General features: G+C 49.8%; 29 protein-coding genes and 1 other RNA gene. 7 read left to right on the plus strand and 23 right to left on the minus strand.

What is annotated here, in order from left to right; genetic code table 11:
* Positions 1 to 20: 20 nt before the first annotated feature.
* The 3 genes from D6024_RS14165 to D6024_RS14175 form a co-directional block, all read right to left on the minus strand.
* Positions 21 to 587 (minus strand): hypothetical protein, encoded by a 567-nt coding sequence (locus D6024_RS14165; protein ID WP_121355270.1) that lies wholly within the window; start codon positions 585 to 587, stop codon positions 21 to 23.
* An 83-nt stretch (positions 588 to 670) separates the two neighbouring features.
* Positions 671 to 1,495: an N-acetylmuramic acid 6-phosphate etherase gene (gene murQ, locus D6024_RS14170; RefSeq protein WP_121355383.1), complete on the minus strand. Its 825-nt coding sequence runs from the start codon at positions 1,493 to 1,495 to the stop codon at positions 671 to 673.
* 74 nt (positions 1,496 to 1,569) lie between these two features.
* On the minus strand, positions 1,570 to 2,415 hold the full coding sequence (locus tag D6024_RS14175) for an N-acetylglucosamine kinase (protein ID WP_121355271.1): 846 nt from the start codon (positions 2,413 to 2,415) through the stop codon (positions 1,570 to 1,572).
* Positions 2,416 to 2,573: 158 nt separating this feature from the next.
* On the opposite strand from D6024_RS14175, the gene D6024_RS14180 reads away from it, so the two are divergent.
* The gene (locus tag D6024_RS14180) at positions 2,574 to 4,103 is read left to right on the plus strand and encodes a S41 family peptidase (RefSeq protein ID WP_240410039.1); all 1,530 of its coding nucleotides are present in this window, start codon (positions 2,574 to 2,576) and stop codon (positions 4,101 to 4,103) included.
* Positions 4,104 to 4,207: 104 nt separating this feature from the next.
* Here the strand turns inward: D6024_RS14180 and D6024_RS14185 are convergent, their stop codons facing one another.
* The 7 genes from D6024_RS14185 to D6024_RS14215 form a co-directional block, all read right to left on the minus strand.
* Positions 4,208 to 4,570, minus strand: a complete 363-nt coding sequence (locus tag D6024_RS14185; RefSeq protein WP_121355272.1) for a hypothetical protein — start codon at positions 4,568 to 4,570, stop codon at positions 4,208 to 4,210.
* Between the two features lie 9 nt (positions 4,571 to 4,579).
* A complete protein-coding gene (locus D6024_RS14190) occupies positions 4,580 to 4,774 on the minus strand; it encodes a hypothetical protein (protein WP_121355273.1) in 195 nt (64 codons plus the stop codon).
* A gap of 3 nt (positions 4,775 to 4,777) precedes the next feature.
* The gene (locus tag D6024_RS14195; protein ID WP_121355274.1) at positions 4,778 to 4,972 is read right to left on the minus strand and encodes a hypothetical protein; all 195 of its coding nucleotides are present in this window, start codon (positions 4,970 to 4,972) and stop codon (positions 4,778 to 4,780) included.
* Between the two features lie 22 nt (positions 4,973 to 4,994).
* Positions 4,995 to 5,219, minus strand: a complete 225-nt coding sequence (locus D6024_RS14200) for a hypothetical protein (protein ID WP_121355275.1) — start codon at positions 5,217 to 5,219, stop codon at positions 4,995 to 4,997.
* A 183-nt stretch (positions 5,220 to 5,402) separates the two neighbouring features.
* Positions 5,403 to 5,876, minus strand: a complete 474-nt coding sequence (locus D6024_RS14205; RefSeq protein WP_121355276.1) for a GAF domain-containing protein — start codon at positions 5,874 to 5,876, stop codon at positions 5,403 to 5,405.
* A gap of 47 nt (positions 5,877 to 5,923) precedes the next feature.
* The gene (locus D6024_RS14210; protein WP_121355277.1) at positions 5,924 to 6,316 is read right to left on the minus strand and encodes a hypothetical protein; all 393 of its coding nucleotides are present in this window, start codon (positions 6,314 to 6,316) and stop codon (positions 5,924 to 5,926) included.
* A 69-nt stretch (positions 6,317 to 6,385) separates the two neighbouring features.
* On the minus strand, positions 6,386 to 7,531 hold the full coding sequence (locus tag D6024_RS14215) for an esterase-like activity of phytase family protein (protein WP_162944769.1): 1,146 nt from the start codon (positions 7,529 to 7,531) through the stop codon (positions 6,386 to 6,388).
* A gap of 79 nt (positions 7,532 to 7,610) precedes the next feature.
* On the opposite strand from D6024_RS14215, the gene D6024_RS14220 reads away from it, so the two are divergent.
* Positions 7,611 to 8,516, plus strand: coding sequence for a CPBP family glutamic-type intramembrane protease (locus D6024_RS14220; protein WP_121355279.1), 906 nt, complete (start codon positions 7,611 to 7,613; stop codon positions 8,514 to 8,516).
* Positions 8,517 to 8,648: 132 nt separating this feature from the next.
* Here the strand turns inward: D6024_RS14220 and rnpB are convergent.
* An RNA gene (gene rnpB, locus D6024_RS14225) (RNase P RNA component class A) lies at positions 8,649 to 9,022 on the minus strand.
* 99 nt (positions 9,023 to 9,121) lie between these two features.
* Here rnpB and D6024_RS14230 point away from each other — a divergent pair.
* The 3 genes from D6024_RS14230 (at position 9,122) to D6024_RS14240 (ending at position 11,979) form a co-directional block, all read left to right on the plus strand.
* Complete coding sequence (locus tag D6024_RS14230; RefSeq protein ID WP_121355385.1) at positions 9,122 to 9,532, plus strand: iron chaperone; 411 nt, start codon at positions 9,122 to 9,124, stop codon at positions 9,530 to 9,532.
* A gap of 35 nt (positions 9,533 to 9,567) precedes the next feature.
* A complete protein-coding gene (locus tag D6024_RS14235; RefSeq protein ID WP_121355280.1) occupies positions 9,568 to 11,088 on the plus strand; it encodes a glycosyltransferase family 39 protein in 1,521 nt (506 codons plus the stop codon).
* Positions 11,089 to 11,184: 96 nt separating this feature from the next.
* Positions 11,185 to 11,979 carry a hypothetical protein gene (locus tag D6024_RS14240; protein ID WP_121355281.1) on the plus strand — a complete coding sequence of 265 codons (795 nt, stop codon included), beginning with the start codon at positions 11,185 to 11,187 and terminating at the stop codon, positions 11,977 to 11,979.
* A gap of 23 nt (positions 11,980 to 12,002) precedes the next feature.
* Here the strand turns inward: D6024_RS14240 and D6024_RS14245 are convergent, their stop codons facing one another.
* Positions 12,003 to 13,025 carry a Smr/MutS family protein gene (locus D6024_RS14245; RefSeq protein ID WP_121355282.1) on the minus strand — a complete coding sequence of 341 codons (1,023 nt, stop codon included), beginning with the start codon at positions 13,023 to 13,025 and terminating at the stop codon, positions 12,003 to 12,005.
* A gap of 58 nt (positions 13,026 to 13,083) precedes the next feature.
* A complete protein-coding gene (locus D6024_RS14250; protein WP_121355283.1) occupies positions 13,084 to 14,841 on the minus strand; it encodes an APC family permease in 1,758 nt (585 codons plus the stop codon).
* A gap of 125 nt (positions 14,842 to 14,966) precedes the next feature.
* Between D6024_RS14250 and D6024_RS14255 the strand changes: the two genes are divergently transcribed.
* On the plus strand, positions 14,967 to 15,320 hold the full coding sequence (locus D6024_RS14255) for a hypothetical protein (protein WP_162944770.1): 354 nt from the start codon (positions 14,967 to 14,969) through the stop codon (positions 15,318 to 15,320).
* A gap of 96 nt (positions 15,321 to 15,416) precedes the next feature.
* Here the strand turns inward: D6024_RS14255 and D6024_RS14260 are convergent, their stop codons facing one another.
* From D6024_RS14260 to D6024_RS14285, 6 genes are all read right to left on the minus strand, one after another.
* Positions 15,417 to 16,382, minus strand: coding sequence for a polyprenyl synthetase family protein (locus D6024_RS14260; protein WP_121355285.1), 966 nt, complete (start codon positions 16,380 to 16,382; stop codon positions 15,417 to 15,419).
* Positions 16,383 to 16,580: 198 nt separating this feature from the next.
* A complete protein-coding gene (rnr, locus tag D6024_RS14265; RefSeq protein ID WP_121355286.1) occupies positions 16,581 to 18,653 on the minus strand; it encodes a ribonuclease R in 2,073 nt (690 codons plus the stop codon).
* A gap of 2 nt (positions 18,654 to 18,655) precedes the next feature.
* Positions 18,656 to 19,729 (minus strand): tetraacyldisaccharide 4'-kinase, encoded by a 1,074-nt coding sequence (gene lpxK, locus D6024_RS14270; protein ID WP_121355287.1) that lies wholly within the window; start codon positions 19,727 to 19,729, stop codon positions 18,656 to 18,658.
* Positions 19,719 to 20,288 (minus strand): 5-formyltetrahydrofolate cyclo-ligase, encoded by a 570-nt coding sequence (locus tag D6024_RS14275; protein ID WP_121355288.1) that lies wholly within the window; start codon positions 20,286 to 20,288, stop codon positions 19,719 to 19,721. The genes lpxK and D6024_RS14275 overlap by 11 nt, the downstream gene beginning before the upstream one ends.
* 194 nt (positions 20,289 to 20,482) lie before the next feature.
* On the minus strand, positions 20,483 to 21,037 hold the full coding sequence (locus D6024_RS14280; RefSeq protein ID WP_121355289.1) for an RsmD family RNA methyltransferase: 555 nt from the start codon (positions 21,035 to 21,037) through the stop codon (positions 20,483 to 20,485).
* Positions 21,025 to 21,828: a DUF3822 family protein gene (locus tag D6024_RS14285; protein WP_162944771.1), complete on the minus strand. Its 804-nt coding sequence runs from the start codon at positions 21,826 to 21,828 to the stop codon at positions 21,025 to 21,027. Before D6024_RS14285 ends, D6024_RS14280 begins: the two co-directional genes overlap by 13 nt.
* Positions 21,829 to 21,894: 66 nt before the next feature.
* Between D6024_RS14285 and D6024_RS14290 the strand changes: the two genes are divergently transcribed.
* Positions 21,895 to 23,241: an MATE family efflux transporter gene (locus tag D6024_RS14290; protein WP_121355291.1), complete on the plus strand. Its 1,347-nt coding sequence runs from the start codon at positions 21,895 to 21,897 to the stop codon at positions 23,239 to 23,241.
* 126 nt (positions 23,242 to 23,367) lie between these two features.
* Here the strand turns inward: D6024_RS14290 and folB are convergent, their stop codons facing one another.
* The 4 genes from folB to D6024_RS14310 all read right to left on the minus strand — a co-directional run bounded on the left by folB (position 23,368) and on the right by D6024_RS14310 (position 26,236).
* Positions 23,368 to 23,742 carry a dihydroneopterin aldolase gene (gene folB / locus D6024_RS14295; RefSeq protein ID WP_121355292.1) on the minus strand — a complete coding sequence of 125 codons (375 nt, stop codon included), beginning with the start codon at positions 23,740 to 23,742 and terminating at the stop codon, positions 23,368 to 23,370.
* Between the two features lie 102 nt (positions 23,743 to 23,844).
* Entirely contained in the window at positions 23,845 to 24,789 is a 945-nt protein-coding gene (trxB, locus tag D6024_RS14300) for a thioredoxin-disulfide reductase (protein WP_121355293.1), read from the minus strand.
* Between the two features lie 136 nt (positions 24,790 to 24,925).
* Complete coding sequence (locus D6024_RS14305; RefSeq protein ID WP_121355386.1) at positions 24,926 to 25,840, minus strand: DUF4249 domain-containing protein; 915 nt, start codon at positions 25,838 to 25,840, stop codon at positions 24,926 to 24,928.
* A gap of 102 nt (positions 25,841 to 25,942) precedes the next feature.
* Complete coding sequence (locus D6024_RS14310; RefSeq protein ID WP_121355294.1) at positions 25,943 to 26,236, minus strand: putative quinol monooxygenase; 294 nt, start codon at positions 26,234 to 26,236, stop codon at positions 25,943 to 25,945.
* Positions 26,237 to 26,258 lie beyond the last annotated feature (22 nt).

The following is a 26,258-nucleotide window of genomic DNA, read 5'->3' on the forward strand; positions in this document are numbered from 1 at the left end:
TTGTGAAAGAAAATAAAAAACTAAAGGGGCAAACGGCGACTTAGCTCGTTGTCGATTTTCTTGAATAAGTGGAAAGGCTTATAGATTCGCCAGTTGTCCAGCTCCATCAATTCGATGTAGTAATTCAGCTTCGCTTTTTTGAAATCGTGCTGCGTGGCCTGCGGCATGTTCAGACTCACCACCCACCCGTTTTCGTCGCTCACTTCTTCGTACCATTCCTGATAATAATCCTTATCGCCGCTGTGGAAGTTGAGTACATTCTCGGTAATAAGAATGAATTTGAAGATACCTTCTTCCATGAACTTGTCCATCACTTCCCGCTTGAGTTCCATGATGTCGTTCTCGATGGCGTCATTCCATTCGCCGAGTAATTCAATTACAACATACTTCTCTTCGTAATCAGCCAGCAGCACTTTTAAATAAAGCGTACGGCTGCCGAAATCATCCCACTGCGGGTGGATATAATAATTGTAAACGGTTGAGGTAAACTCAAATTCGGAATACTGCCGGTTATAGAACGGTGACCGCTGATCTTCCTCACTCACATAAATGTGCCGCCAATTGTAATATGGTTCTATATCATGCATAAATCACCATGCAAATTAGCAAATCTCAAAATGTGAAAATGCTGCTTCACCCGGGGAGGCAACATTTTCACATTTGCTGCTTTTTAACCCTTCGCACCGGCATTTTCCACGGCTTTTTTTACGCTTCCAAACTGAAGCAAAAGACCCTTTGCCTTCTCGTAATCCGCCAGGTCCAACTTCTCCATAATCATTTTCGTGCCACGGTCGATGAGCTTTTCATTGGTCAGTTGCATGTTCACCATCTTGTTGTCTTCCACACGGCCCAGTTGGATCATCACCGAGGTGGAAATCATGTTCAGGACCAGTTTCTGCGAAGTGCCGCTTTTCATGCGGGTGCTGCCGGTAACAAACTCCGGCCCCACTTCCACCTCGATGGGAAAATCGGCTACTGTTGCCAGCGGCGAACCGGGATTGTTGGTGATGCTGCCGGTGATAATGCCGTGGCGTTTACATTCCTCCAACGCACCGATGACGTAAGGCGTCGTGCCACTGGCTGCAATTCCAATCACCACGTCTTTGTCGGTGATGTTGTATTGCTGCAAATCGTCCCATCCTTTCTGCGAGTCATCTTCTGCATTTTCCACCGCTTTTGTGATAGCCTCATCGCCGCCGGCAATCAGGGCAATGACCAATCCATAGGGCACACCGAAGGTGGGCGGACATTCACTGGCATCAACCACGGCAAGTCGTCCGCTGGTGCCTGCACCGATATAAAACAGCCGGCCGCCGGCGAGCATTTTGTCGGCCAGGACAGCAACCAGTTTTTCAATTTGCGGGATGGCCTTTTCAACGGCCAGGGGAACGGTTTTGTCTTCGTTGTTCATCTTGGTGAGCAACTCGGCAATGGTCATTTTCTCCAGGTGCCGGTAAGTACTCGGCTGCTCGGTTATTTTGATAAAATCTGACATCGGTTTTGTTTCGTGTACAAACACATTTTTTGTTTTCACAGAACCCAAAAGGTATACGAATCGCTCTGAAAACTTTACGACTCGCTGTGATAACTGACCAATCCCTGCATCGGGTTTTTCAGGATCTTTCCCAATTCAAACTCATACGACTCACACAGGCCCTGGATCACATCCTTAAAGCCATCGGCAACACTACCCACAAAGCTGACCGGGTATTTCCATACTTCGTTGTACTTGTTCAGGTGCTGGAAAAAGAAATCATTGAGGCCGTCTTCAATAATGTTTTCGATCATAAAGTGCCCGCGGTTTTCAGCAAGGAACATGGTAAAGGACGCAAGATAACGGTTGGGCAAAGGCTTTTTGTAAACATTGTCCAGAATTTCGACCGGGGTGGTCACATATTTTGCGTCGAAGCGGGCACGCAGGTCCTCGTCAAACGTATCGTACATATAGTACTGCAACACTTTTTTTCCGAGGTAGGCTCCGCTTCCTTCATCACCCAGTACATAGCCGATGCCCGGGCTGTTTTTCGTAATCGTCTTTCCGTTGTAAAAGCAGGAATTGGAGCCGGTGCCCAGGATGCAGGCAATGCCTTTCTCCGAACCGCAAAGTGCCCTGGCAGCCGCCATCAAATCAGTGTTCACCGAGATATGTGCCGAAGGAAAAACCGCCTGCAGGGCTTTTTTTACGCTTTTGGCATTTTCGGGATTGGCGCAACCGGTGCCATAGAAAAACACCTTGGACACAGGTGCATTTTTCACCGCTGCAGCCACTTCATTTTGTACCAGTTCTCGGATGGCATTCGTCGATAAAAAATACGGGCTGATGCCCGCCGTAAAAAGAGTTGTCTCTTTCGTTCCGTTGATCAAACACCATTCAGCTTTTGTTGCCCCGCTATCGGCCAGTAAAATCATAGACATGTGTTGCGCTTAAAGAATTGTTGAAATACAGGGATGGAAACACCGTTCCTCTGAAATGCCCTATTTTGCGAAATATTTACAAAGTAAAGGCAACAATGCACAATAAAAAATTACAGGTCTGGCTCCCTTTGATACTTTCTGTGGTGATGATTCTGGGGATGTTTTTTGGATTTAAAATGCACCAGCAAACCGGTGCGGCCGAATTCTTCCGGCGCGACAAAACAACAACCCTCGAAGAGACGATGGAACTGATCAGGAACCGCTATGTCGACCGTGTACAATTGGATTCGCTGAAAGACGATGCCATCAATGCGGTTATGGACCGGCTGGACCCCCACTCTGTTTATATTCCGCAAAGAGAAGTGGCGGAAGCCAACGAAGATCTTGCCGGAAATTTTGAAGGCATCGGTGTAGAGTTTAACCTTTTTCGCGATACAGTCAACATTACGTACGTTATACCGGATGGTCCCAGTGAAAAAGGCGGCCTTTTGCTTGGTGATAAGATCATTAAGGTGAATGACTCGTCCATCATCAGTAAAACCCTTCCTATCCAGGATATTCGCCGGTTGATTCGCGGCAAGGCCGGCAGTAACGTAAAACTGACGGTAAAACGGGGCGATGAACTGAAAACGATCACGATTACCCGCGGCCGTATTCCACTGCCGGCACTCGATGCTTCTTATATGGTCGATTCCCAAACAGGCTACCTGCGGCTGAATAAGTTTTCGGAAACCACTTACCGTGAATTCATGGAGAACATGGAAAAGCTGAAAGGCAACGGGATGAAAAACCTGATTCTTGACCTGCGCGGAAACGGTGGCGGCTACATTACCCAGGCAGTCAACATTGCCGATGAATTTTTGTCGGGCGACAAGTTGATCGTTTATACGCAGGGAACCAATATCGATAAAAAAGAATACAAGGCCAGCAAGGAAGGCATTTTCGAAACGGGAAAACTGGTTGTACTGGTAGACGAACTAACCGCCAGTGCTTCGGAAATCCTGGCTGGTGCACTGCAGGACTGGGACCGGGCTACCATTGTCGGGCGCCGCAGTTTCGGGAAAGGCTTGGTGCAGGAACAATACGGCCTGAGCGATGGGTCGGCCATTCGCCTGACCGTAGCACGGTATTACACGCCAAGCGGACGCAGTATCCAGCGTCCCTACGACAAAGGCAAGAAGATCTACATGGAAGAGATCCGCGACCGGTATGAACATGGTGAAATCATCAATCCCGATTCGCTTCACACCCAGAAGGAGAAGGCCTATACAACCAATGGCGGTAGAAAAGTTTACGGTGGTGGCGGCATCACTCCTGATGTGTATGTTCCCGTGGACACCAGTTCGTTTACGCACAACGTTACCAAGCTTTACCTCGATGGCCGCTTTTCGAATTTCATTTACCAGTACTACATGGCCAATATTTCATCGTTTGAACGGTATAAATCACCAACTGACCTGGCAACACATTTTCAAAATACCGAAGATGCCTGGAAACAATTGGTCGTTTTTGCACTGAAGGACAGTATTTACCTGAACAAAGTGCCGGCTTCTGACCGGGAGAATATTGAAGAGCGGATCAAAGCGTACATTGCCCGCCTGAAATGGCGCTCACAGGGTTTTTACGAAGTGTACAACCTGTACGACCCGATCTTTAAAAAAGGAAAGCAGGCTGCAGAATCGAATTAATTTTTAATCGAATTGCCTACACGAAAAAACCTCCTTCAAACGGGAGGTTTTTATTTTACCAAACCAGTTTACAAGCCAAGACTGCCTGCCACAAACGCATCCCGCTACCTGCTACCCTCAGTGCCTTTGCCTTCATTGGCTTTGTTCCGGGCATGTTTCAGTTCATCGCCCTGCAACGGCCTGCTGTTGTCGGCATTGACATTCTGCGCATCACCGGCAAAATCATCCGCCTGTGCGGAACCCCGGTGTGCCGCTTCATCGGTGCCGTCATTATCCGAATTGGTCCGGCTTCTCTGATTGACAACCGGACGAGAGTCATAACCTGTCGTGTCCCGTGCACCAGCTTTCAGTGCTTCCTCTTTTGCCTTTCTAGAGTCCGCATCATTACCGGCAAAACGGCCTGCATTGTCGGCTTCATCAAACCGTTTTTGTGCTTCACTTTTTCTATTCTTGTGATTGTTTGCCATAACATTTTTTTATTCTTCTGTCAACGATGTTGACACCCGGTTCTCTCCCGCATCATCTCCTTCGGGAGTTGGCGTGATTCCTAAACCGGAGCCCTTGTAAAGACCTTCGGACCCGATCTTACGGCCTGCTGCGGTTGCATTTTCATCATTATCCCTGGCCGGCTCCCGGGTTGAATCGTATGGTTCTTTTTTTCTTTCCGGCATACCTCAGATGCTTTGTCTTTCGTAGAGGTCATTTTCCCACCCGATGCGGCGGCGTTCGGAACGGGTATTGTATTTTGCCGGTTCGCCACCGGACCTTCTGTCCTGTTGCGGTTGTTGGTTTAAAGAAGCATTGACCCTGGTCGTCTCTTCTTTTCGTTCCCTTCCGGTTGGCCTGTCTTGGTCTTGAAACTGTTGCATAAAAATGGTTTGTCGGTTATGATTAAATGAGAGAGGTGTGATCACCCAGCCGGGCTGATTCGCCTTCATCCAGGTCGTCTTTTGGACTGCCTGCCGTTAACTCTGCATCGTTTTCCATATCCCTGTCTGCTGCATTGTGTGCCGCTTCGTTTCGTTCTTTGTCCGTTTTGCTGATTTCCTGCGGCAAAGGATGCTCGTGCCTTCCGTGTTGCGGTCGCGACTGGTTGCTATCCTTTCTTTTTTCCATACGATCAATTTGCCATGTATGCACCGGAAATACTGTGCCGCTTTCGCCAAAAAAGCGGCACAGTGGCCGCTTTTTTCTTAATTCGTAAGTTGTTTGAACAACTATATACCTGCGTTTGTCCAGGAAATCTGACTGCGAATCGAAGAACGAAAACTGCTTGTTATTCCTTCTTCGCTCTCTTTATCAAAGAGAAATAAATTGAATAATTTTTTCAAGGTATATCTTGTCTGTTTCGTCGAAGGTGTTTAGCTCAGTACTGTCCACGTCAAGTACGCCGGCTACCACACCCTCCTTCAAAAGTGGAAGCACGATTTCCGACCGCGACAAACTGCTGCAGGCAATGTGACCGGGAAATTTTTCCACGTCGGGAACAATCAATGCCTCAGCCTTTGCCCAACTGGCGCCGCAAACGCCTCTCCCTTTCTTGATCCGCGTACATGCAACGGGACCCTGAAAAGGTCCCAGTACCAGTTCGTCGTTGCGAACCAGGTAAAAGCCCACCCATAGCCAGCCGAACTGCTCTTTGAGTGCAGCGGCTACATTGGCCAGGTTGGCGATCAAATCCGTTTCGCCGTCAAGCAAGCCTTTCACTTGCGGAAGCAAGGCTTCGTATTGTTCTTTCTTCGAACCGGTCGCAATGGTTAAATCTTCTGCCATATAAAAAAGCCCCGCATTTGCGGGGCGTCAAAAGTAGGAAGAAAGCGTTATTGATTGCCGCCACCGCGGTTCATCCGGTTTTTGCGCATATCCTCAAAGAATTCGCCCACAGCTTTTACCTGCTCGTCTTTCAGGGGAATTGCCTTGTACTTCTTGGTCGTTTCTTCGTCGATGGCATCCATTTTTTTCTTCTTGTCTTCTTCGCTCGAGCTGTTGTCCATGCGGATTTCGCGGCGCTGCTGGAAGGTGCTCATGTATATGTCGAGCACTTTTTCTGCTTCGGCATCAGAGACCTTTGTTTTTTCGATCAGTTGGGGTTTGATGCGCTCAATCATCCGCTGGCGCATTTGCTGGGGATCACCGCCAGGGCCACCCTGTGCATTGGCTGTTGTCGTAAACAGGGCTGCGAAAAGGGCAGCCAGCATAAAGAATTTTTTCATAATGGCTTTTATTTACGGCAATGTAACAAGAGGCTTTGTTAACCGAGGTTAAAAGCTTGCAAGATTTTGTTATTGCACGTCAAAGAGGAAAAACTGGGTTCGCTCAAAGGGAGCAAAATTGTCGTCCGTTACAAAAAGAAGGCTTCGGTGGCCATTGGGCAACCGGGGGCCAAAGGTTGCGCCTTCCACGTTGTCGATCCAGCGGCCTAAGCTATCCATGTTCAGCACTAATTTTTTCTGCACCGGTCTGGTAACCGGGCTCTTTTGCAGTGACACCACACCGGAAATATCGTCGGCATCTTTTAACTCAGCCAGGTAAATCCTGATATTACACGTGAGCCTGCCCGTAGAAAACGACCTTTCGGTAATTAAAAGCTGGTGATCGTTAACGGCCAGGATATCCGGCACGCCATTCACGATAAAGGTTCCGGCCGAGATAGGTTCCTGCACCACGGGATCGATGCGGTAGGCATATTGCGCTACGGGTTCGCGGGTTGTCATATTGTATTTAATGAGACGAATCCAGCCGCTGGTATCCTTTAAACCGGCACGGGGTCCGTCTTCGTAAAGTGGCTCTTCGACGCTTACGAAAAGTGTTTTGTTATCATCGGTGAAAGCCAGGCCCTCAAAGACGCCATTCTGCCGCGGTCCGTTTTCGGTTGCCCGCATGTGCATGTTGGCAGGCAGGGGAAGCGAATCGAGCCACTGCCCTTTGCGGTCGATGATATTGATCGAAGGATCGGTGAGGATAACCTTTCCGCCCCGCACAATGCGTTCGCCCTCGCTGCTCCAGACCAGCGTGCCGTTAGAACGATTGAACCGCAAGGCTTCGGGATCCGGTACATGCAGTGAATCTTCTTTTTTGTTCGGGTAGGGCTTCCCGTTTTTTTGCAGCAAGGTAGTAACATTCAGGAGCTGCACCGTATCAATTCCCTTGTCGCCCAGGCGGATTTTTGCCGTGTAAAAACGGGCGGCGTTCAGATCGGAACGGTCGTCGCAAACCAGGTGGTAAACGTCTTCGGACGGTACGTAATCGATGCTGGATAACCCGCCCACCGTTGTGCCGTGGAATTGCAGGTGATGCGGCAGGTCAAATTCGTTTACCAGTTTGAGCTGCCTGATTGGCTGTCCGGCGCTCTTTTTTTGCGAGGTGCAACCGGCGCCTGTGATAGCCAGGAATGAAAACAAACAAAGGAGTCGCAACAGAAAATTCATCGCATAAAATTGAAGCAAGTTTCTGTTTCGAGAAAATAAAATACCCGCAACTTTACGGGCCCGGCACAATTCACTTCGCATGAAGAAGATCGTTGGTTATGTCTTTGCGTATTTCCAGTCGCTGCACAAAGGGATGTTTTTGCTGGCGACCTTGTTCACTGCCCTTGCGGTGTTTTGCAATTATCATTACCGTCTCAATCATGCCATTGGCCAACTTCATGGACTTTGGCCATTTGCGGCCTGGTACGCTGTTTTCTTTTTGATTTTTTCATTGGGTTATGTGCTGCAGGCCCTGTTTCTCGGGTCGACTATTTTTTCGCAAAAAAAATTCCTGCTTCTCCTGCTGCTGGCGCCAGCCATTTTTTCGTGGAAGATGGCCTATACAGTTGATCTTACGCTCTCTTCTAACCGGTTGGAAGACGAATACTGGGGCGCCGTGTTTTACTGGCCGTTCAAAGTCCTGGTCATTACTGCTATGCTGCTTCTGGTTCACCACCTGTTCGACAAAAAAGAGCCTTTCTACGGCGTTACGCTGAAAAACTTCTCCGCCAGGCCCTACCTGGTCATGCTGGCTATCATGGTGCCGCTGGTTGCCGCCGCTTCTACGCAACAAGACTTCCTGCACATGTATCCGCGCATGCAAAGCATCGACTACCTGCAGCAGCCGGGAAGAGGTTTTCAGAAGATCCTTTACCAGCTATCGTACGGCTCCGATTTTTTTTCGATTGAACTTTTCTTCCGCGGTTTCCTTGTGCTGGCCTTTGCCCGGTGGGCCGGTATGGGCGCCATTCTTCCGATGGCCATGTTTTATTGCACCATCCATTTTGGAAAGCCCCTGGGCGAATGCATTTCCTCTTATTTTGGCGGGATGATCCTGGGCATTGTCAGCTATCACACCCGAACCATTGTTGGCGGGTTCATGGTGCATGTGGGCATTGCCTGGCTGATGGAACTCGGTGGCTACCTGGGCCACCAACTATTCTGAACTGTGATTGGCAGGATGAAGGCGTTAGAAGGAGTCATGATGACGTAAAAAGCGTTCTGCAAAGAACGCCTCTCGCCTGGTAATAACTTTCATCTACTCATCCGAGAAATCCCACAGATCCCGGTTCAGAAAAAATACTGCAAGCCTGTAAGCCGGATTCTGTTTCCCGCGGTTGCGGGACCGCTGTCATTTATCTGGGATGGCCATCGCTGACCACCTCTATCTGCCTACCCACCCGGCTCGGGCGGGCCGCCCTCAGGCACCGGTATATTTGGCATTTCAGCACGCAAGGTTTACCCCGGCCTGTTGTTGCCAACACGCCCCGTAGGCTCTTACCCTACGTTTTCACCCTCACCTCCTGATCGCTCAGGATCGGCAGTTATTTTCTGTGGCACTCTCTGTTGCCTTCTTTACGAAGGCACCCACCCGTTAGGTGGTGCGTTGCCCTGTGCTGTCCGGACTTTCCTTGCGGTTTGTTACAACCACACGACAGCGCGACTTGCAGTGGCGCAAATGTACAACCTTGCGCCGCGATGCGGTTGTTAAGAAATGCGGCCGCCGGTATCCCCTTGTTTTTGTACTTTGACACCATAAAACCAAAGCACATGGCCACCTCCCGCATGCAACAGCTTGACTCCATCGATGCCTATATCGCCGCACAACCGCAAGAACAGCAGCCCGCCCTGCAAAAACTGCGTGAGCTGATAAGAAAGGCTGCGCCAAAAGCCGAAGAAGGAATCAGCTACGGCATGCCGACGTTCAAATACAAAGGAAGCCCGTTGGTTTATTTTGCCGCGTTTAAACATCACTACAGCTTTTTCCCGCAGCCGAAAGCCATCGAGGCATTCAAAGCAGAACTGACTGCATATGACACCGCAAAAGGCACGATCCGCCTGCCGCATGACAAGCCCCTGCCGGCAAAGTTGCTGACTGCAATCGTGAAGTTCCGGGTCAAGGAAAACGAGGAAAAAGCGGAGCGTAAATCCCAGGCGAAACCGTCGAAAGCAAAAGCCTGAATACTCTCTTACCACGTCCATTTACTTTTTTAGTCATGCAAAAAAAAATTCTCATTCTCCTGGGCATTCTATTGCTCAAGATCGTTCTGCATTACCTGCTCATCCACCCTGCCTACGAACTGCACCGCGACGAATACCTCCATCTTGACCAGGGCCGTCACCTGGCCTGGGGCTATATTTCCGTTCCGCCTGTTACCTCATGGTTCTCCTTTCTTCTTCGCCTGCTGGGCAACGGCGTTTTCTGGATCAAATTCGTCCCGGCACTTTTTGGTGCGCTTACGATCCTTGTTGCCTGGAAAATTGTGTTGGAACTCAAAGGCGGCTTGTTTGCCTGTGTGCTTTGCTCATTTGCCCTGCTGTTTTGCATCCTTTTGCGCATTAACATCCTTTACCAGCCCAGTTCCTTTGACGTTTTTTTCTGGACGCTGACCTATTATACCCTGATCCGCTACATCAATACGAAACGAACCAGGTGGCTGTATGCTACGTGCCTTTCGCTTGCCTTTGGATTTCTCAGCAAATACAACATCTTGTTCCTGGCCGCCGGCCTTTTCCCTGCACTGCTGCTATCGGAACACCGCCGGATCTTTACGAACAAACATTTTTACGTTAGTCTACTGATCGGTCTCCTGGTCGTTTCTCCCAACCTCGTCTGGCAATACCAAAACCATTTTCCGACGCTGGCACAATTGCGGGAATTGTCGGAAAGGCAGTTGGTGCATGTCAATCGTTTTAATTTCCTCAAAGAACAGGTGCTTTTCTTCCTGAGCGGAATTTTTGTGCTGCTGGCCGGACTGGCCGGTTTCCTTTTATACAGGCCGTTCAGGCCCTACCGGTTTGTGCTGGTCAGTTTTGCGATCACCCTTGCCCTGTTTCTATTTTTCCAGGCAAAAAGCTATTACTCGGTTGGCCTCTACCCGGTCCTTCTCTCCTTTGGCGCCGTTTACCTTGAAAGGCTTTTTTCAGCCAAAGGCCGAACGTTTCTTCGGTCGGTGTCGCTCCTGTTGCTGTTGGCACTTTCCGTTCCGTTTGTGCTGCTGGCCTTTCCCATTCATCCGCCGGCTTATTATGCCAGCCACCAGCAGCCGTACAAAAACATGGGCGCTTTGCGCTGGGAAGACGGACAGGATCACCAACTGCCGCAGGATTATGCCGACATGACCGGCTGGAAGGAACTGGCGCAAAAAACCGACTCTATTTACAGGCTATTGCCCGACAGGGATGCCACCCTTGTGTTGTGCGACAATTACGGGCAGGCCGGCGCCATCAACTATTACTCGGCCTTCAAAAACATCCGCGCCGTTTCGTTCAATGCGGATTACGTCAACTGGATGCCGCTGGAAAAACCGATTCAAAATGTGATCCTGGTAAAAGAGGTCGACGACGAAGACAGCAGCCGGCAAAAAGAACAGCCTTTGTTTCAACGGATCCTTCAGACCGGAAGTATTGAAAATCCGTATGCGAGGGAAAAGGGCACAAAGATCTTTTTACTGGAAGGTGCAAAAATTGATGTTAACGAGCGGCTGCGAATGGAGATCCAAAGTCGCAAACGATAAAAGAAGAACCCGTTTGTCCGCTTAAGAAAAAGAATTTGCAGCAGGCTTTGTAAATTCAGTAAAAAGGCCTTGCCTCGACACATTATCTTTCAACAAATGAAAAGGGCATCCGGTTTTTACATGGGCATGCTGGTTTGTATTACCAGTTGCCTTGTCTTGACGAAATGCAGCCGCGAATACAGTGCGGAGGGTGTACCGCACAGCGATACCGTTGTGCACCCGCCGATGGTTGCGGCCTATACGCTGGCCGGAAGCCCCGATGCCTGTTCCGGCGCCTTTGTTGCCGGTACATACATTGTTGATCAACCGCTGGCCAATCTGAATACGGCGGACCTCCAGGTGACCGTCACCCAAACCGGGAGCTACACCATCAAAACCGATACGGTAAACGGAATGTCTTTTTCGGCCACCGGCGAATTCACCAGGCTGGGAAAGCAAACCGTCCGTTTGGTTGCGGCAGGCAAACCCGTTCTTGCGGGGCTTTTCAGCTTTCTGCCAAAAGCACCTTCTTCGAATTGCAGTTTTGAAGTTGGCGTTCAAAACCGTGAGCCACTGGCTACGTATGTTTTGGAATCAGGCTACGGTAATCCAAACCCTTGTATTTATACAATCGCGGGAAGTTATCACACACAAACACCGTTGACAAACGCCAATTCCGTATCGATGAGCGTCTATGTACAGCAGCCCGGAAACTTTACCATTCAAACATCGAAAGTCAATGGAATGGTCTTTTCCGCTTCCGGAAATTTTACAAACACCGGTTCACAATACATCACACTCACCGGCTCGGGGATACCGGTAACGGCCGGTAGGTTTACATTGATTCCGCAGATCATAGGCCCCCATCCACTAGGCGGGGAATCCTGCGCTCTCCCGGTTACCGTACAATAACTTTTTATTGAAAAATTCCAGTGCTACACCTTGAAATAAATCTCGGTGGCACCGTACCCAAAAGACGGGTGATACTGGTTGACGAATGACTTCACCTCTTTTCGCAACCGCAGGAGCTCATGGATTTCGTCGCGAAGTTTACCGCTGCCGATGCCGTGGATCACGATCAGTTGCGGCTGGTAATTGGCCAGAGCGGCTTCATACCATTTTTCAAATTCTTTCAACTGCAGGTTCAGGATCTCACCGTTCGACAGGTGTTTCCAGTTGTCGGTGAGCTTTTCGATGTGCAGATCAACCACGGTTCGCGGCGGCAGGATGTGCTGGCGGATATCTTTCAGGCTGTAAATCTTGGTTCCCTTTGTTACCGGCGTTTCCACGATATCCTCGTAGGGCTTGTCGGGATAGCGGTCGAAGAGTTGATAGGCAAATGTGGCTTCACCTTTTTCTTTTAGTTGCTCGATGCGCTCAAACAACTGTTTCGGTTTGATCTTTACCGAGGCCTCGTAATAATCGGCTTTTTTCTTATCCGGCTTGAGAAGAGAAAATTCAAAGACAAAGGCCGGGCTGTCGTTCATGTCTTCAAAGTCCACGTCGTGCAGGTAAAAATCGGAGAAGGCCATGATTTCACCACGAAGCTCAAACTCCTGCCGGCCAAAAAAATTCAGCGAATAAATAAAATAGAGCGGGGTTTCTGTCCGGTTGACGAGATGAACTTTTAAATCCGTCACGACGTCGTCGCCAAATTCGTCGGTCATGAATTTGGGCAGGAAAGAAAGCCATGCGCCGTCAGCCACTTTCTTTTCGATAGGCTTCGACACCTTTTTTTCTTTCGGCAGGTCTTCGATGTATTTCTTCTTCGGTTCCGCGGGAAAAAGTTTTTTTTCCGTGAACCGTTTGAAATAGGGAAAGTCGATCTGGTCCATGTAAGCCGGGAACTTCACGCCTCTTACCTGAATCATCACCATCTTGTCGTTAATGATGTCTATCACCTCTCCTTCTTCGTTGGAATGCAACACAATGATCTTATCGCCAACCTGGTATTTCATGCATGCAAAGGTAACCGCAGATTCAACGTATTTCCGTTGGATTAACAGGATTGTAAACTTACGACTGCGCCGGCGCAACCGACAGCCGGCTGTTTCGGTAGCCGTAGAAAAAATACACGACGAGCCCGATGCCAAACCAAATGAAAAAATATTTCCAGTTGGCTCCCGACATGCCTGTAAGGAGGTAAAGGCAAAACGTCAATCCCAGCAAAGGAATGAGCGACAGGCTGCGCAAAAAAGCAAGAATACTAAGCACAATGCAAATGATCCAAAAGATGATCGTTGCAATTTTCACGGCCGGTGTTTGAAACAGGTAGGCACCGGAATTGGATGCATCCCGGTAGTTGCCAAAATCGCCGTTGAACAGTTCTTTGAAATAGGCAGGACTGTAAGCAACCAGTAACGTAATGGCACCGAGGATCAGCACTGGGTAAATGATCTTGCTGTTGAAATACGGCAGGTGAAATTTGCCTGGCGTTTTTGACCGCCGCGGGATGAGCAGCACACCGCCGCAAACCAGCACAAAGGCAAACAAGGTCCCGATTGAGGTAAAGTCGAGAACAAAGGTTTTGTCGGTAAACAAAATGGGGACACCAACCAGCAAGCCGGTAACAATCGTGGAGAACGAAGGCGTTTTGTATTTGGGATGAATGGTTTGAAACTTGGTCGGCAACAGGCCGTCGCGGCTCATGCTCATCCAGATGCGGGGCTGTCCCATCTGGAATACCAGCATCACGCTGGTCATGGCCACTACCGCAATGATGGCCACCAGGAACTGCATCCAGCCGATGTTGAGGTTTTCTTTTTCAAAAATAAATGCCAGCGGGTCACCCACATTGGCAAACTTGCTGTACACCACGGCGCCTGTCAGCACGAGAGAAAGCAAGATGTAAACAATGGTACAGATGATCAGCGACCAGATCATCCCCCGCGGCAGGTCCCGCTGCGGATCCTTGCTTTCTTCGGCCAGTACACTAACGGCATCAAAACCGATGTAGGCAAAAAAGACCCCGCTGACGGCCGCCATCACACCGCCAAAACCTTCCGGCATAAATGACCGTACGCCGCTGCCATTTTGCGGGAACCAGTTGCCGGTAAGGCCGTTTGAAAAAATCAGCGAGCCGCCAACAAGTATCACGATCACCACGGCGGCGAGTTTGAGCATCACCATCACGTTGCTGAAGTTTCTGCTTTCCTTCACGCCGCGGTAAACCAGGTAGGTAATGAGCACGTTGATCAGCAAGGCCGGCAGATCGACGATCAGCCGGAGGCTGCCAAGCAAAGGCGCCGTGTTCCAGGCTGTTTGCAACTCCTTGTTGGCGGTACCATTCTCCATGGCGATGCGGGCTTCGTGGTAACTGGTGGTGAAATAGCTGGGTATATGGACGTGCAGTTTATCGAGGAAAGAAGTAAAATAGTCACTCCAGGAAAAGGCCACGTAGATGTTGCCGATAGAATACTCCATCAGCAGGGCCCAGCCAATGATCCAGGCAAAGAGTTCGCCGAAGGAAGCATAGGCATAGGTGTAAGCACTGCCGGCAACCGGAATGCGGCTCGCAAATTCCGCGTAGCAAAACGCCGTAAATCCGCAGGCAATACCGCAAATGATAAACAGAACGATCACACCCGGGCCGCCTGAGTTTACTGCGCCTCCAAGACTGCTGAAGCTACCGGCACCAATAATGGCAGCAATCCCAAAAAACGTCAGGTCACGAACGGTAAGTACCCGGCTGAGGCCTGTTTGGTGGGCCTCACCTTCCGTCTTGTCGTGCATGATCTCTGTGATGGGTTTACGTCGAAAAAGAGGATGTGCCATTCGTTCGTTTTTTTTGGTTGTAAATAAACTGAATAAAACTGATAAAAATCATTTCCCGGATTTACATCCGTCAGGTGGAAACGAATGGCAGATCGACAATTTTGTGCAACAAAAATGAAATGAAAATGGAAACGACACTTCACCAAACGATCAACACCACCTATACCGGAGAAACAACGTCATTATCCATGTGGGGCCGCTTCATGAACTATTGCCAGGGCCAGGAAAACAACCGTCTTTTGTGGCTTGGAGTAATCCTGATGGTGCACGGCTGTATCCTTACGCCTATTACTGTATTTGTTACACTTGCTGCAGGACCCAGTTTTAGCCTGTTCATGGTAGCCATTGTAGCCATGGCCATCGCCCTTGTCACCAACCTGGCGGCCATGCCTACCCGTATCACAATACCCGCATTTGCACTAAGCATCGTTATTGATATCGCCATTCTTGTTTCATGTGTCTTTTTGGCGCTGTCATAAAAGGCAAAGCCACTTGCCCGTCCATCCCTAAGAGGAAATAAAAACTCCCGGTCGTCACAACCGGGAGTTCTGTTTTTAGAAGGTATCTGAACTCAATCAGTGTTGTCGCTGGATGAGAAAGGCAGCCAGTTCTTTCAATGGCTCCTTGCGTTTCGACACCACGGCCACATCATCGAGGTGTGCCAATGCCTGTGCCAAATAATTCTCTTTTAAGGCTTCGGCCCACCGATCCACTTTGCAATCGCGGAAAATAGTGAGGACTTCATCCACTTTGGCATCCGATTCGTCCCTGAGCAACTGCTTCAATTTTTCTTTGTGTGCGGGAGAGGCCGTTTCCATGGCATGGATCAGGAGAAATGTTTTTTTATTGGCCCGGATATCACCGCCGATTTGTTTGCCAAACTTCGCAGCATCGCCAAAGGCATCCAGGTAATCGTCCTGTACCTGGAAGGCCAGCCCGAGTTTTCGACCAAATTCATACAGCAGGTTCTGGCTTCGCTCCATGGCCCCGCCCAGGATGGCACCCAATTGCAGGCTCGCTGCAAGCAGCACCGATGTTTTCAGGCTGATCATATTTTCGTAAGAGGCAAAGTCCACGGCATCCATCTTTTCAAAATCCATATCCAGTTGCTGTCCTTCGCAAACTTCTCTCGCCGTTTTGTTGAACAGGTGAATGATGCGCCGGAGGTAAACTGTTTCAATTTTATTGAGGTAATCATACGCCACCACCAGCATCACGTCGCCGGCCAGCAAAGCCGTGCTGTCGCCAAATTTTTGGTGAACGGTTTGCATGCCGCGTCGCAGCGGCGCTTTGTCCATGATGTCGTCGTGAATCAGCGTGAAATTGTGAAAGAGTTCAATCGCCCTGGCCACTTCCCAGGCATCCTTACTGATCTCGTTGAACAATTCGTTGCCCATGAGGCAGAGCACCGGTCTTACCCGTTTGCCACCCAGTTGCAGGAAATAGTTGTTGGGAGTATACAAACTGGCCGGTTCGGCCGGGAAATGATGGGTGTTGAACGTTTCATTAAACGCCAGTGACAGTTGTTCAAAACTTTGCATCCGCAAATATGGCGCATAAATAGGAGTTTCTGCTGCCCGGCAAATTCTGATTCTTGGTTTCGACCGCCGATCAGGTAAAGCCAGCTTTCCATACCCGGTCTTTACTGCCACCTTTTTGAGGCAATCAGAAAATCTTTCGTGAGTCGTGAGTGGCAAAAGAAAGTCCCTCCCATTCACCACTCACAAGCCGCCTCGCAGCTATTCTTCGCTGTTATTTTTCTTTTTGCGCTTCGACTTCTGTTTTGCTGCTGGCTTTCGCGGTCTTGGTTCGGCAGTCTTGTCTTCGCTGTCTTCGGCAAGCGGCGTCAACACCCACTCGTAATCGAGCTGGCGTTTTTCGAGGTTGGCTGCAATGACCTTGATGCGCACCCGGTCGCCCATCCGGAATCGACGGCCGCTGCGCATACCCACGAGGCTGTAGTCGCTTTCTACCAGCCGGAACTCGTCGTACTCGGCCAGCGAGGTTATGCTGACCATGCCTTCGCATTTATGTTCGATGGTTTCCACCCAAAAGCCAAACGCTGCTACACCGCTGATAATGCCATCAAATTCATCACCCACAAAATCACGCATGTATTCCACCTGCTTGTACTTGTTGGCAGCCCGCTCGGCTTCCATCGCAGCCCTTTCGCGTTCGCTGCAATGCTTGCACTTTTGCTCCATTTTTTTATCAGGCTTCACGCTGTTTTTCAGGAGATCTTCCAGAACGCGGTGCACGAGGATGTCGGGATAGCGGCGAATGGGAGATGTAAAGTGACAATAGTTTTCAAACCCAAGGCCATAGTGCCCGATATTGTCCGTCGTATAAGCCGCTTTTGCCATCGTACGGATGCCCAGCGATTCCAGCACGTGCTGTTCGGGCTTGCCCTGGACATCCTGCAACATGGTATTAAAGGACTCGGCGATCTTCTCCGGCGTGGAGGTGTCGAACTTGTGACCGAACTTCCGGGCGAAAGCCATGAAGGGAACCAGTTTTTCCTCTGTCGGCAGGTCGTGCACACGGTAGGGAAACGGGACAGGCTTTTTGTTGATCTCGATTTCCGATACGTGCTGGGCGACATAGCGGTTGGCCAGCAGCATGAATTCTTCGATCAACTGGTGCGCTTCTTTGCTTTCCTTTACCACGATTCCGATCGGCTTGCCTTTTTCATCGAGCTTGAAGCGGACTTCCTGGCTGGAAAAATTGATTGCACCGGCGTCAAAACGTTTTTTCCGCAACCGTTGCGCAATATTGTTCAGGAGCATGATCTCGTCTTCGTAAATGCCGGATTCTTTTTCAATGATCTCCTGCACTTCTTCATAGGTAAACCGGTGATTGGAATGAATAACGGTTTTGCCCAGCCAGTATTTTTTTACCGCTCCCTTTGCCGTCATTTCAAAAACGGCCGAAAATGTCAGCTTGTCTTCGTGCGGACGCAGCGAGCACAGTACATTCGAAATATGTTCGGGCAACATCGGATTGACCCGGTCGGGCAGGTAAACCGAGGTTGCTTTTTTATACGCAAATTCATCCAGCGCCGTTTCGGGGTTGACATAGTGACTGACATCGGCAATGTGCACGCCAATCTCGTAATTACCGTTCTTCAGCAGACGAATCGACAGGGCATCATCGAAGTCTTTTGCGTCAACAGGGTCGATGGTGAACGTAAGGATCTCACGGAAATCACGGCGTCGCCTGATCTCTTCCTCGCCAATCAAATCCGGAATGCGGCCGGCTTCTTCCATGGCGTCATCCGGGAACCCGATGGGAAAGCCTGCTTCCAGCAGGATCTCTTTCATCGCCATGTCATTGCTATCGTTGGCATCAAGAATGCCGACCACTTCACCGACCGGCCGTTTGCCGCCCTCGCTATCCCATGATGTCACCTTTACCACCACACGATCGCTTTCCGTAGCACCGTTGAACGATCGCTCGGGAACAAAAATATCCGGCGTTCGTTTGTCGGCCTCATTCACAAAAAATGCAAAGCCCTTGTTCATTTCCAGGTGACCGATAAATTCGGACTGCTTTCGTTCGTCCACGCCGACAATCACGCCCTGCTTGCGCCGGCCGCCGCGATCTTCTTTCAGGCGCACCCGAACGATATCGCCGTGCATGGCCGTGTTGAAGTCAGTTGGCCGCACCAGAATATCGGCCTCCTCGCCTTCCACGATCACAAAGCCCATTCCCGAGCGGGTGATTTCGAGCTTGCCGCGCAGTTCACCGGCCTTGTGTTTTGTCTCTTTCCTCCTGCCTGCCTTGTCTTTCTGCTTCGCGTTTTTTCGTCCCATGATTAGATTGGATTTTTAAAATTTTCGATAAATCCTGTCACCCTCTTTAAAAAATACGGTTCTTCATCGAACAGGAATTTATGTTCGATGGGCATCACATAAAACGGCATGCCATCGATCTCAGCGCTGAACTTCAATAACCGCATGGCGTCTTTCTCTGTTGTTAACACCAGTTTTTTCGGCGCTTCCATTTTATCAAACTTCAACCTGATATCCCGCCAGTCGTCGATGGAAAAAATATGATGATCATTGTAATGCATCATATGGTATGTGCCCAGCCTTTCTTCCAAAAAGTTCTTGAGCGGTTTTGGATTGGCAATGCCGGTAACCAGCAGCACCTCGGTTTCTTCGTCGATGGTTACGGTGTCGTGCGATGTGATATGGTATGGAGTGCCGTAGGCGATCGTTGTAAAATAAAGGTCCTGCCCTTTTTGCGGATCGATTTCCCGTATAATGCTTTGCTTTTCTTCGGCTGAAAGATTCGCCGGGCATTTGGTTACAACGATGATGTCGGCACGCTTATACGAGCTGCGTGAGTCGCGGAGATCGCCGGTTGGCAGAAAAAAATCACGGGTAAACAGGTTGCCGTAGTCCGTCAGCAGGATATTGAGGCCGGCTTTTACGGCACGGTGCTGAAACGCATCGTCGAGGATGATGACCTGCGTTTGCGGCCTGTCGTGCAGGAGCTGCGGAATGGCCACCAGCCGTTCTTCGCCAATGGCAATGGGCACATCCGGAAACTTTTTGTAAAACTGCATGGGCTCATCGCCGATCTCGATGGCCGTGGTATTTTCGCTGGCCAGGGCATACCCTTTGGTTTTGCGTTTATAGCCGCGACTCAGGGTGGCCACTTTGTGATGGTCTTTCAAGTGTCGCAAAAGAAGTTCCACCATTGGCGATTTGCCCGTGCCGCCTACGGATAAATTCCCCACGCCGATCAGGGGCAAACCAAACGAGGCCGATTTGAGAATGTTTTTATCGTAGAGCCAGTTACGGATCACCACAACCAAGCCGAATAGCAGGGCAAAAGGAAGGAGCAGAATGCGAAACGACTTCAGGAACCAATTAGAAAACATAGACCTTTTCCGGTGTGATACAAAAATCTAAAGGTACATCAAATTCATCCGCATCATCGATCTGCGCCACCGGTGCGAAATACGACAAACCCACTTTGAGGCAATCGGGACGGCAGCGGGAAAGATAGCGATCGTAATAACCCTTGCCAAACCCGACGCGGTTGCCCCTGACATCGCAAATCAGCATCGGCACAAGAACCAGGTCAATGTCCAGCGGATCGACGGTCGTTGCCTCCAGTGGTTCGAGAATATTGATCTCGTTGGCTTCAAAAATGGTATCGGCATGGCAGGCCATGGCCTCCATGTTCGGCACATCAATCTCCATTTTCGGGTAACAGATCTGGAGCGACGGATTACGGAAGTGCAGGTAATCGGTAACGATAAACGCATTGACCTCGTTGCGTTCTTCCATTGGATAGAAGCTGAACACTGCATGCAGTTGGGGCGTTTCAACCGTTTGGAAATTTATGAGGATCAGGTCATCCCATTTCAACCGGTCGGTGTATGTGAGTTCGAGGCGCTTTTGGTCGTAGATTTTACGGGCTTGTTTTTTCAGCATGGGCGAATGGAATTAAGCTAGGGTGATTTTCGAAATAACGTTTCTTGCCGATTGAACAGGCTCCTTCGGAGCAAACTTTTTCTTTGTACAAACTATACCTTACCTGATCGTCTTGCCGAACACTGACGTGTGAACCTTCCCCAGGATCAACGCCACAGGTGATGACAACAGCGCTGCAGCTTGTTTCATAAAAACTACGCCTCCCCTTTCGCCGGCATTTCGAAAATGGAAAAAACGGTGGTGCCGTAGTTTTTTTCCCGCAGGAAATACGGGTAGGTTTGATAGCTGTTGCGGGGCGTGTGTTCCAGGATAAACCACCCGCCTTCGTTGAGCAGGGCGTTTTCAAAAATGCGCTTGGGAATATCATCAATCGTCGTCAGGGCATAAGGCGGACCGGCGAAAATGAAATCATATTTTTCGTGGCAGGTGTCCATAAACCGAAACACATCCGACTTCACCACTTTGATTTGTGACAAACCCAGGTCGGCCGCCGTCTTTTTGATGAAGGCAAACATCTGGGTGTCTTTTTCCACCACGGTGAGGTCGCTGGCGCCCCGTGATGCCAATTCATAACTGATGCTACCTGTGCCGCCAAAAAGGTCAAGGCTTTTGAGACCTTCGAAATCAAGATTGTTCTGCAGGATGTTGAACAGTCCTTCCTTGGCGATGTCGGTGGTGGGTCTTGTGTACGGCATTTGGGTCGGCGGGTTGATGCGGCGGCCACCGAGCTTTCCACTTATGATACGCATGCAGCCAGGTTATAGATTGACGTAAAAAAATAATGCGGATGCGGGCTCGACGGCAGGCCAATCTCAGGCTGCCCTGCAAAGAGAATCTGCGTGAAATATTGTTGCACGTCGGTAAAAAGATTTGAGTCTTTTTCAACCAGTCCCGAAAGGATGATCACCACCTCCTGCTGCGAAAGCCCGAACTCGTAACAGATCTTGAGCAGGTAATAGATCACATCCAGCGGAGTTTTGTAGGCATAGGTTTGCGCCAGGTGAACGTGCATGTCTTTTTTCAACAATACACGGATGTATTGTTCCGAAAAATGTACCGAAAGCTGTGCATCGGCTACAACATCATTGGGGACACGGATGGCCGGGGTATAGCAGTGCACATAGCGCACCGAAGAAAACGATTCTTCCAGTGACGCATATACCGAATCCGGCAGCGAATAAGCGTTGACCATTTGCCATTCGGGCAGGAGATCGTGGAAATATTTTTGCGCTGGTTGTTCGTAAATAACATCAAGTGCCGTGTAATCGCTGGTAAAGTATTTGTGCGGAAACAGCAGCGCCTGCGGAAAAGCAGAACAGACCACGACATCATTGAATGTATTTCCTTTTAAGGACTGCAGCAACTCTTTTACCTGGTTGTCCAACTGAAATTCGTCGGTGGCCGAAACAAAGATCCTGTCGATCGTCTTTGTTGGCCGGTGCAAAAACGCATAACAGCAACACTCCCTTCCAATCTCCAGCAGCAAAGTGTGTTCGCCGCTGGCTTTTCGTTCCGATCCAATATCGAATAGCGTTTTCAAATTGCAGGTTTTTTGCAAAGTAAGCCATTTCGATACACAAAAAAGACAGTAGCTTGTGCCCTTTTCATGGCACCTGCATTACAGGTCGGAACATCCTACCGGCAAATCCTGAAGATCGCTTTGCCCATTTCGCTGGCCCTGCTGGTGCCACAGATGAACTTTGTCACCAATGCGATTTTTCTGGGTCACCTGAGCGAAGAAGCACTGGCCACTGCCAGTCTTACCGGCGTCTATTACCTTGTCTTCAGCGGCATTGGCTTTGGCCTTAACAACGGCCTGCAGGCTTATATCTCACGACGTGCCGGTGAAAACAAACCGCAGGAAATCGGCGTTATTTTCCAGCAGGGAATATTTATTGCGATGGGCATCGGCGCACTGGGCATCCTGCTGACCTACCTGGTTGCACCGCTTGTTTTCCGTTCGACCATTCATTCGCCGAAGGTTTACCAAGACGCTCTTTCTTTTTTGCGGATTCGAATCTGGGGACTGCCTTTTTTGTTTATTTACCAAATGCGCAATGCCCTGCTGGTGGGCATCAACCGGAGTAATTTACTGGTTGCCGGAACGGCCGCCGAAGCGGTTGCCAACGTGTTTTTTGATTACTCCTTCATATTTGGGCATTTTGGCTTGCCAAAGCTGGGATTCAACGGCGCTGCCTATGCGTCGGTGATCGCCGAATTCACCGGGATGTTCGTCCTCTTCCTGGTGGTTCGGGCAAAAGGTATCAGCCGGCAGTTTTCGCTTTTTCACCGGTTTGCTTACAACAAAGAGATCACATGGCGCATCCTGGTTCTTTCCGGTCCGCTGATCTTCCAAATGGTCATCAGCATCGGGAGCTGGTTTTTCTTTTATGTACTCATCGAGCATCATGGCCAAACAAGCCTTGCCATTTCCAATACTATGCGCAATGTGTTTGGCTTTTTCGGTGTGTTCAACTGGGCGTTTGCGTCGGCGGCCAATACGATGGTGAGCAACATCATCGGGCAGGGTAAAAAAGAAGAAGTCTCTCGCCTCATTACGAAGATCATGACCATCAGCATGGCGATCTCCCTGGTCGTCTGCATGTTGCTGAACCTCTTTCCCCGCCTGTATTTTTCCGTATTCGGCCAGGGAGAAAATTTTGCCGAAGAAGGCACGCCGACACTGCGTATCGTGGCGGCCGCGCTGGTTCTTTGTTCGGCGGCTGTCGTATGGCTCAATTCCGTAACCGGCACCGGCAGAAGCAAGATCACCTTTACCATCGAGCTCGTGGCAATCGTTTTTTATTGCACTTATGTTTATGTTATTCTGGAAGTGAAAAAGCTCCCGATTGCCTGGGGATGGGCATCCGAACTACTTTACTGGACAGTCATTTTCACGCTGTCATTTTCCTATATGCAACGGGGGAAATGGAAGAAGCAGGTGGAAATTTAACCCCTGTCGCTTTCGGGGAATTTGCTTTTGGCAGGCGGCAGCTTGCAGATGACGGATGATAGATAACCGTTGGGTACGCGTTTTCCAAATAGCTGCTGCGCTTTTTTATGCAAAACAACGGCCGGATTAGTCTTTTGCTTTATATATCCTGTTGTAGGTTACTGAAACAGAACCTGTGAAGGAAGCGATGGGTGGATTGCATTTCGTGATTTGTATGCTGATCCTCCTTACCGAAGAAAACGTTTGCTTGATGGTGGCGGCAATTTCCATTGCCAGGCTTTCCAGTAATTCGTTCCGTACGGCAAACAGGTCTTTTACCAGGCGGTAAACTTCCGCGTAGTTGACCGTTTGTTCAATTGAGGTCAGCTTGCTCTTTGGTGCTTTCACCTCGAGTGCAATGTTGACTTCAAATTCATTGCCCAACTGCGCTTCTTCCGCATACAGGCCATGCGGCGCATAAAAACGAAGGTTGTTGAGTTGTATGGTGAACGTGGACGTCATGCTGTGAATAGTGAATGGTGAATCGGCAATAATGGAAGCTGGCCCAAATTTGCCAATTGCTTTTGTCGAATGCCCTGTGGCAATGGCCGATTCACCACAGGATTATAGTCCGAGGGCCGACAGGTATCGTTCGGCGTCGAGGGCGGCCATACAGCCGCTGCCCGCTGCCGTTACCGCCTGGCGGTAAATTTTATCCTGCACATCGCCGGCCGCAAACACGCCTTCAATATTGGTTTTTGCGGTACCCGCCTGCGTGATGAGGTACCCCGCTTCGTCCATGTCGAGCCAGCCTTTGAAAATATCCGAGTTGGGATTGTGGCCAATGGCGACAAAAAATCCTTTGATGGGAATCTCCTGCGTTTCGCCGGAAACATGGTTTTTAATGCGCATTCCATCCACCGTCTTTTCACCAAGGATTTCGTCGGTTTCCGTGTTCCAGTAGATTTTGATATTCGGCGTGTTTTTCACTCTATCCTGCATCACCTTGGATGCACGCATTTCGTCGCGACGCACCAGCATATGAACCGTCGAACAAAGTTTCGATAAATACAGGGCTTCTTCGGCTGCCGTATCGCCTGCACCGACAATCGCTACTTCTTTACCACGGAAGAAAAAGCCATCGCACACCGCGCAGGCACTGACGCCGTACCCGTTCAGGCGTTGCTCGCTTTCGATGTTCAGCCATTTGGCCGAAGCACCGGTGGCAATGATCACCGCATCGGCCTCAATCAATTTTTCTTCGTCGATCCAAACCTTGTATGGCTTTTGCGAGAAATCCACTTTCGTGGCAAGGCCGTAACGGAGATCGGCTCCCATGCGTTGCGCCTGCTTTTCAAAATGGATCATGAGTTCAGGTCCCTGGATGCCTTCGGGGAAACCAGGATAGTTTTCTACCTCTGTCGTGATCGTCAGTTGCCCGCCGGGTTGAATTCCCTGGTAGAGCATGGGTTTCAGGTTGGCCCGTGCCGCATAGATTGCGGCTGTGTAACCAGCCGGTCCTGAACCTATAATGAGTAAATGCGTTTTTTCGGCAAGTTGCTTATCCATAATTAATCGGCAAAAATAACGGGAAAAAAGGTACGGTCAACAGTTACACCATGTCCACCGGTAGTCTCTTGCAGTAAGGCCTGGCACAAACAAAAGAAACGGATGCAATAACGGCAGGTGCTGTAAAACGCCAGGCTCATTTGGGAATAACGAGTGTCCTGAATTGGCAGGCATAGCCACCAAAATAACCCAGCGCCGGGCCTTTGATATTGCTTTGCACTTTTACAGGCGTGGAGAACGGGTTTCCGACAGACTGGTAGGAAAATTCCATCGTGCGCCAGAAGTCAAAGGTCGCTTTATCGATGTTACACAACTTCAGCGTTACCGTATCTCCTTTTTTGAAAAAGCGGTCTTCATCCCTGATTTTCAGGTTTCGGTCGACGCCTCTTTCAATCGGCAGTTCGTACGTCGTGCCGTCCACAAAAAGGTCGTCGAAGGCCGAGTTGCCCGGCGGCAAAAACGGCTCGCTGTTGCGGCGGGTAAAATAACGAATGTAATCGCCAAAGCCGGGCGGATCGGTTGCCCGCACCATGACAATAACATCGTTGGAGTCGGCTTGTGGCGGCGCCTTTTTCCACCAGACCGAATCGATGCGCTTGGTAAGACCCGGAATGGTGGTGGTAGCCGTGTATTCCTTGCCCTCCGTTACAACCCGCAGGTCATACTGCTTGTTCAATTCCCCGGTAAACGCGGTTGCCAGGTCGCTTGAGTCGATGGAATAATAGGAAAGGCTGTAGCCACCACCCAGTGCTGCAATGTATTCTTTGAGCTTGTGTGTACGGTTGCCGTTCGAAACAAAAACATCGGCACCGTGCACCATGCTTTGCGACAGGATATCGGGAGAGATCTGTGAGAAAAATCCCAGCGACCGGGAAAGGAAAACCAGCGGCGGCTGTCCGTTCTCAATGGTGGCTTCCACCACGAGCCGGGGTGCTTCGTCATTCAGCGTAAACTTGATGTCTTTTTCGCAACCGAAAAGAAGCGACAGGACCAACGCAGCCGACAGAAAAAGCGGGAAACCCGGTACCACTTGTCTCAGCCTGTGCCGCATCCTGCGTCCTGCCTGTATACGTTCCTGCTCAACCATCGAAGTCAAAAATACAGTGGGATCAAGTCTGTTTTTTTCATGGATTGTTTTGTGCAGCAACCACTCTTACAGTGCGTGCAAAGCCTGCACAGTCCAGGCTTCCGGTTTCGCGGCGAATTTCTGCTTGGTTTGCGACCAGGTGTCATCGAAAAAATGGGAAGCCCGGTACTGGTCGAGGTGAGCCTCGGTATCCCACCAACTGCAGGTAAAAAAAATCTGCGGGTAGGTCTTGTCCTGCCAGAGTTCCAGGTGCGTACACCCTTCAAAATTCCGGATGAGCGATTTGCGTTCGGCAAAGAGATGTTGAAACGATTCGATCTCTTCTTCGCGGAAAACCATTTTCACAATGCGGATGATCATTTGGATAGATTGAAAACGGAAC

The organism is Flavisolibacter nicotianae, from assembly GCF_003628535.1.
Taxonomy (GTDB): Bacteria; Bacteroidota; Bacteroidia; order Chitinophagales; family Chitinophagaceae; genus Flavisolibacter; species Flavisolibacter nicotianae.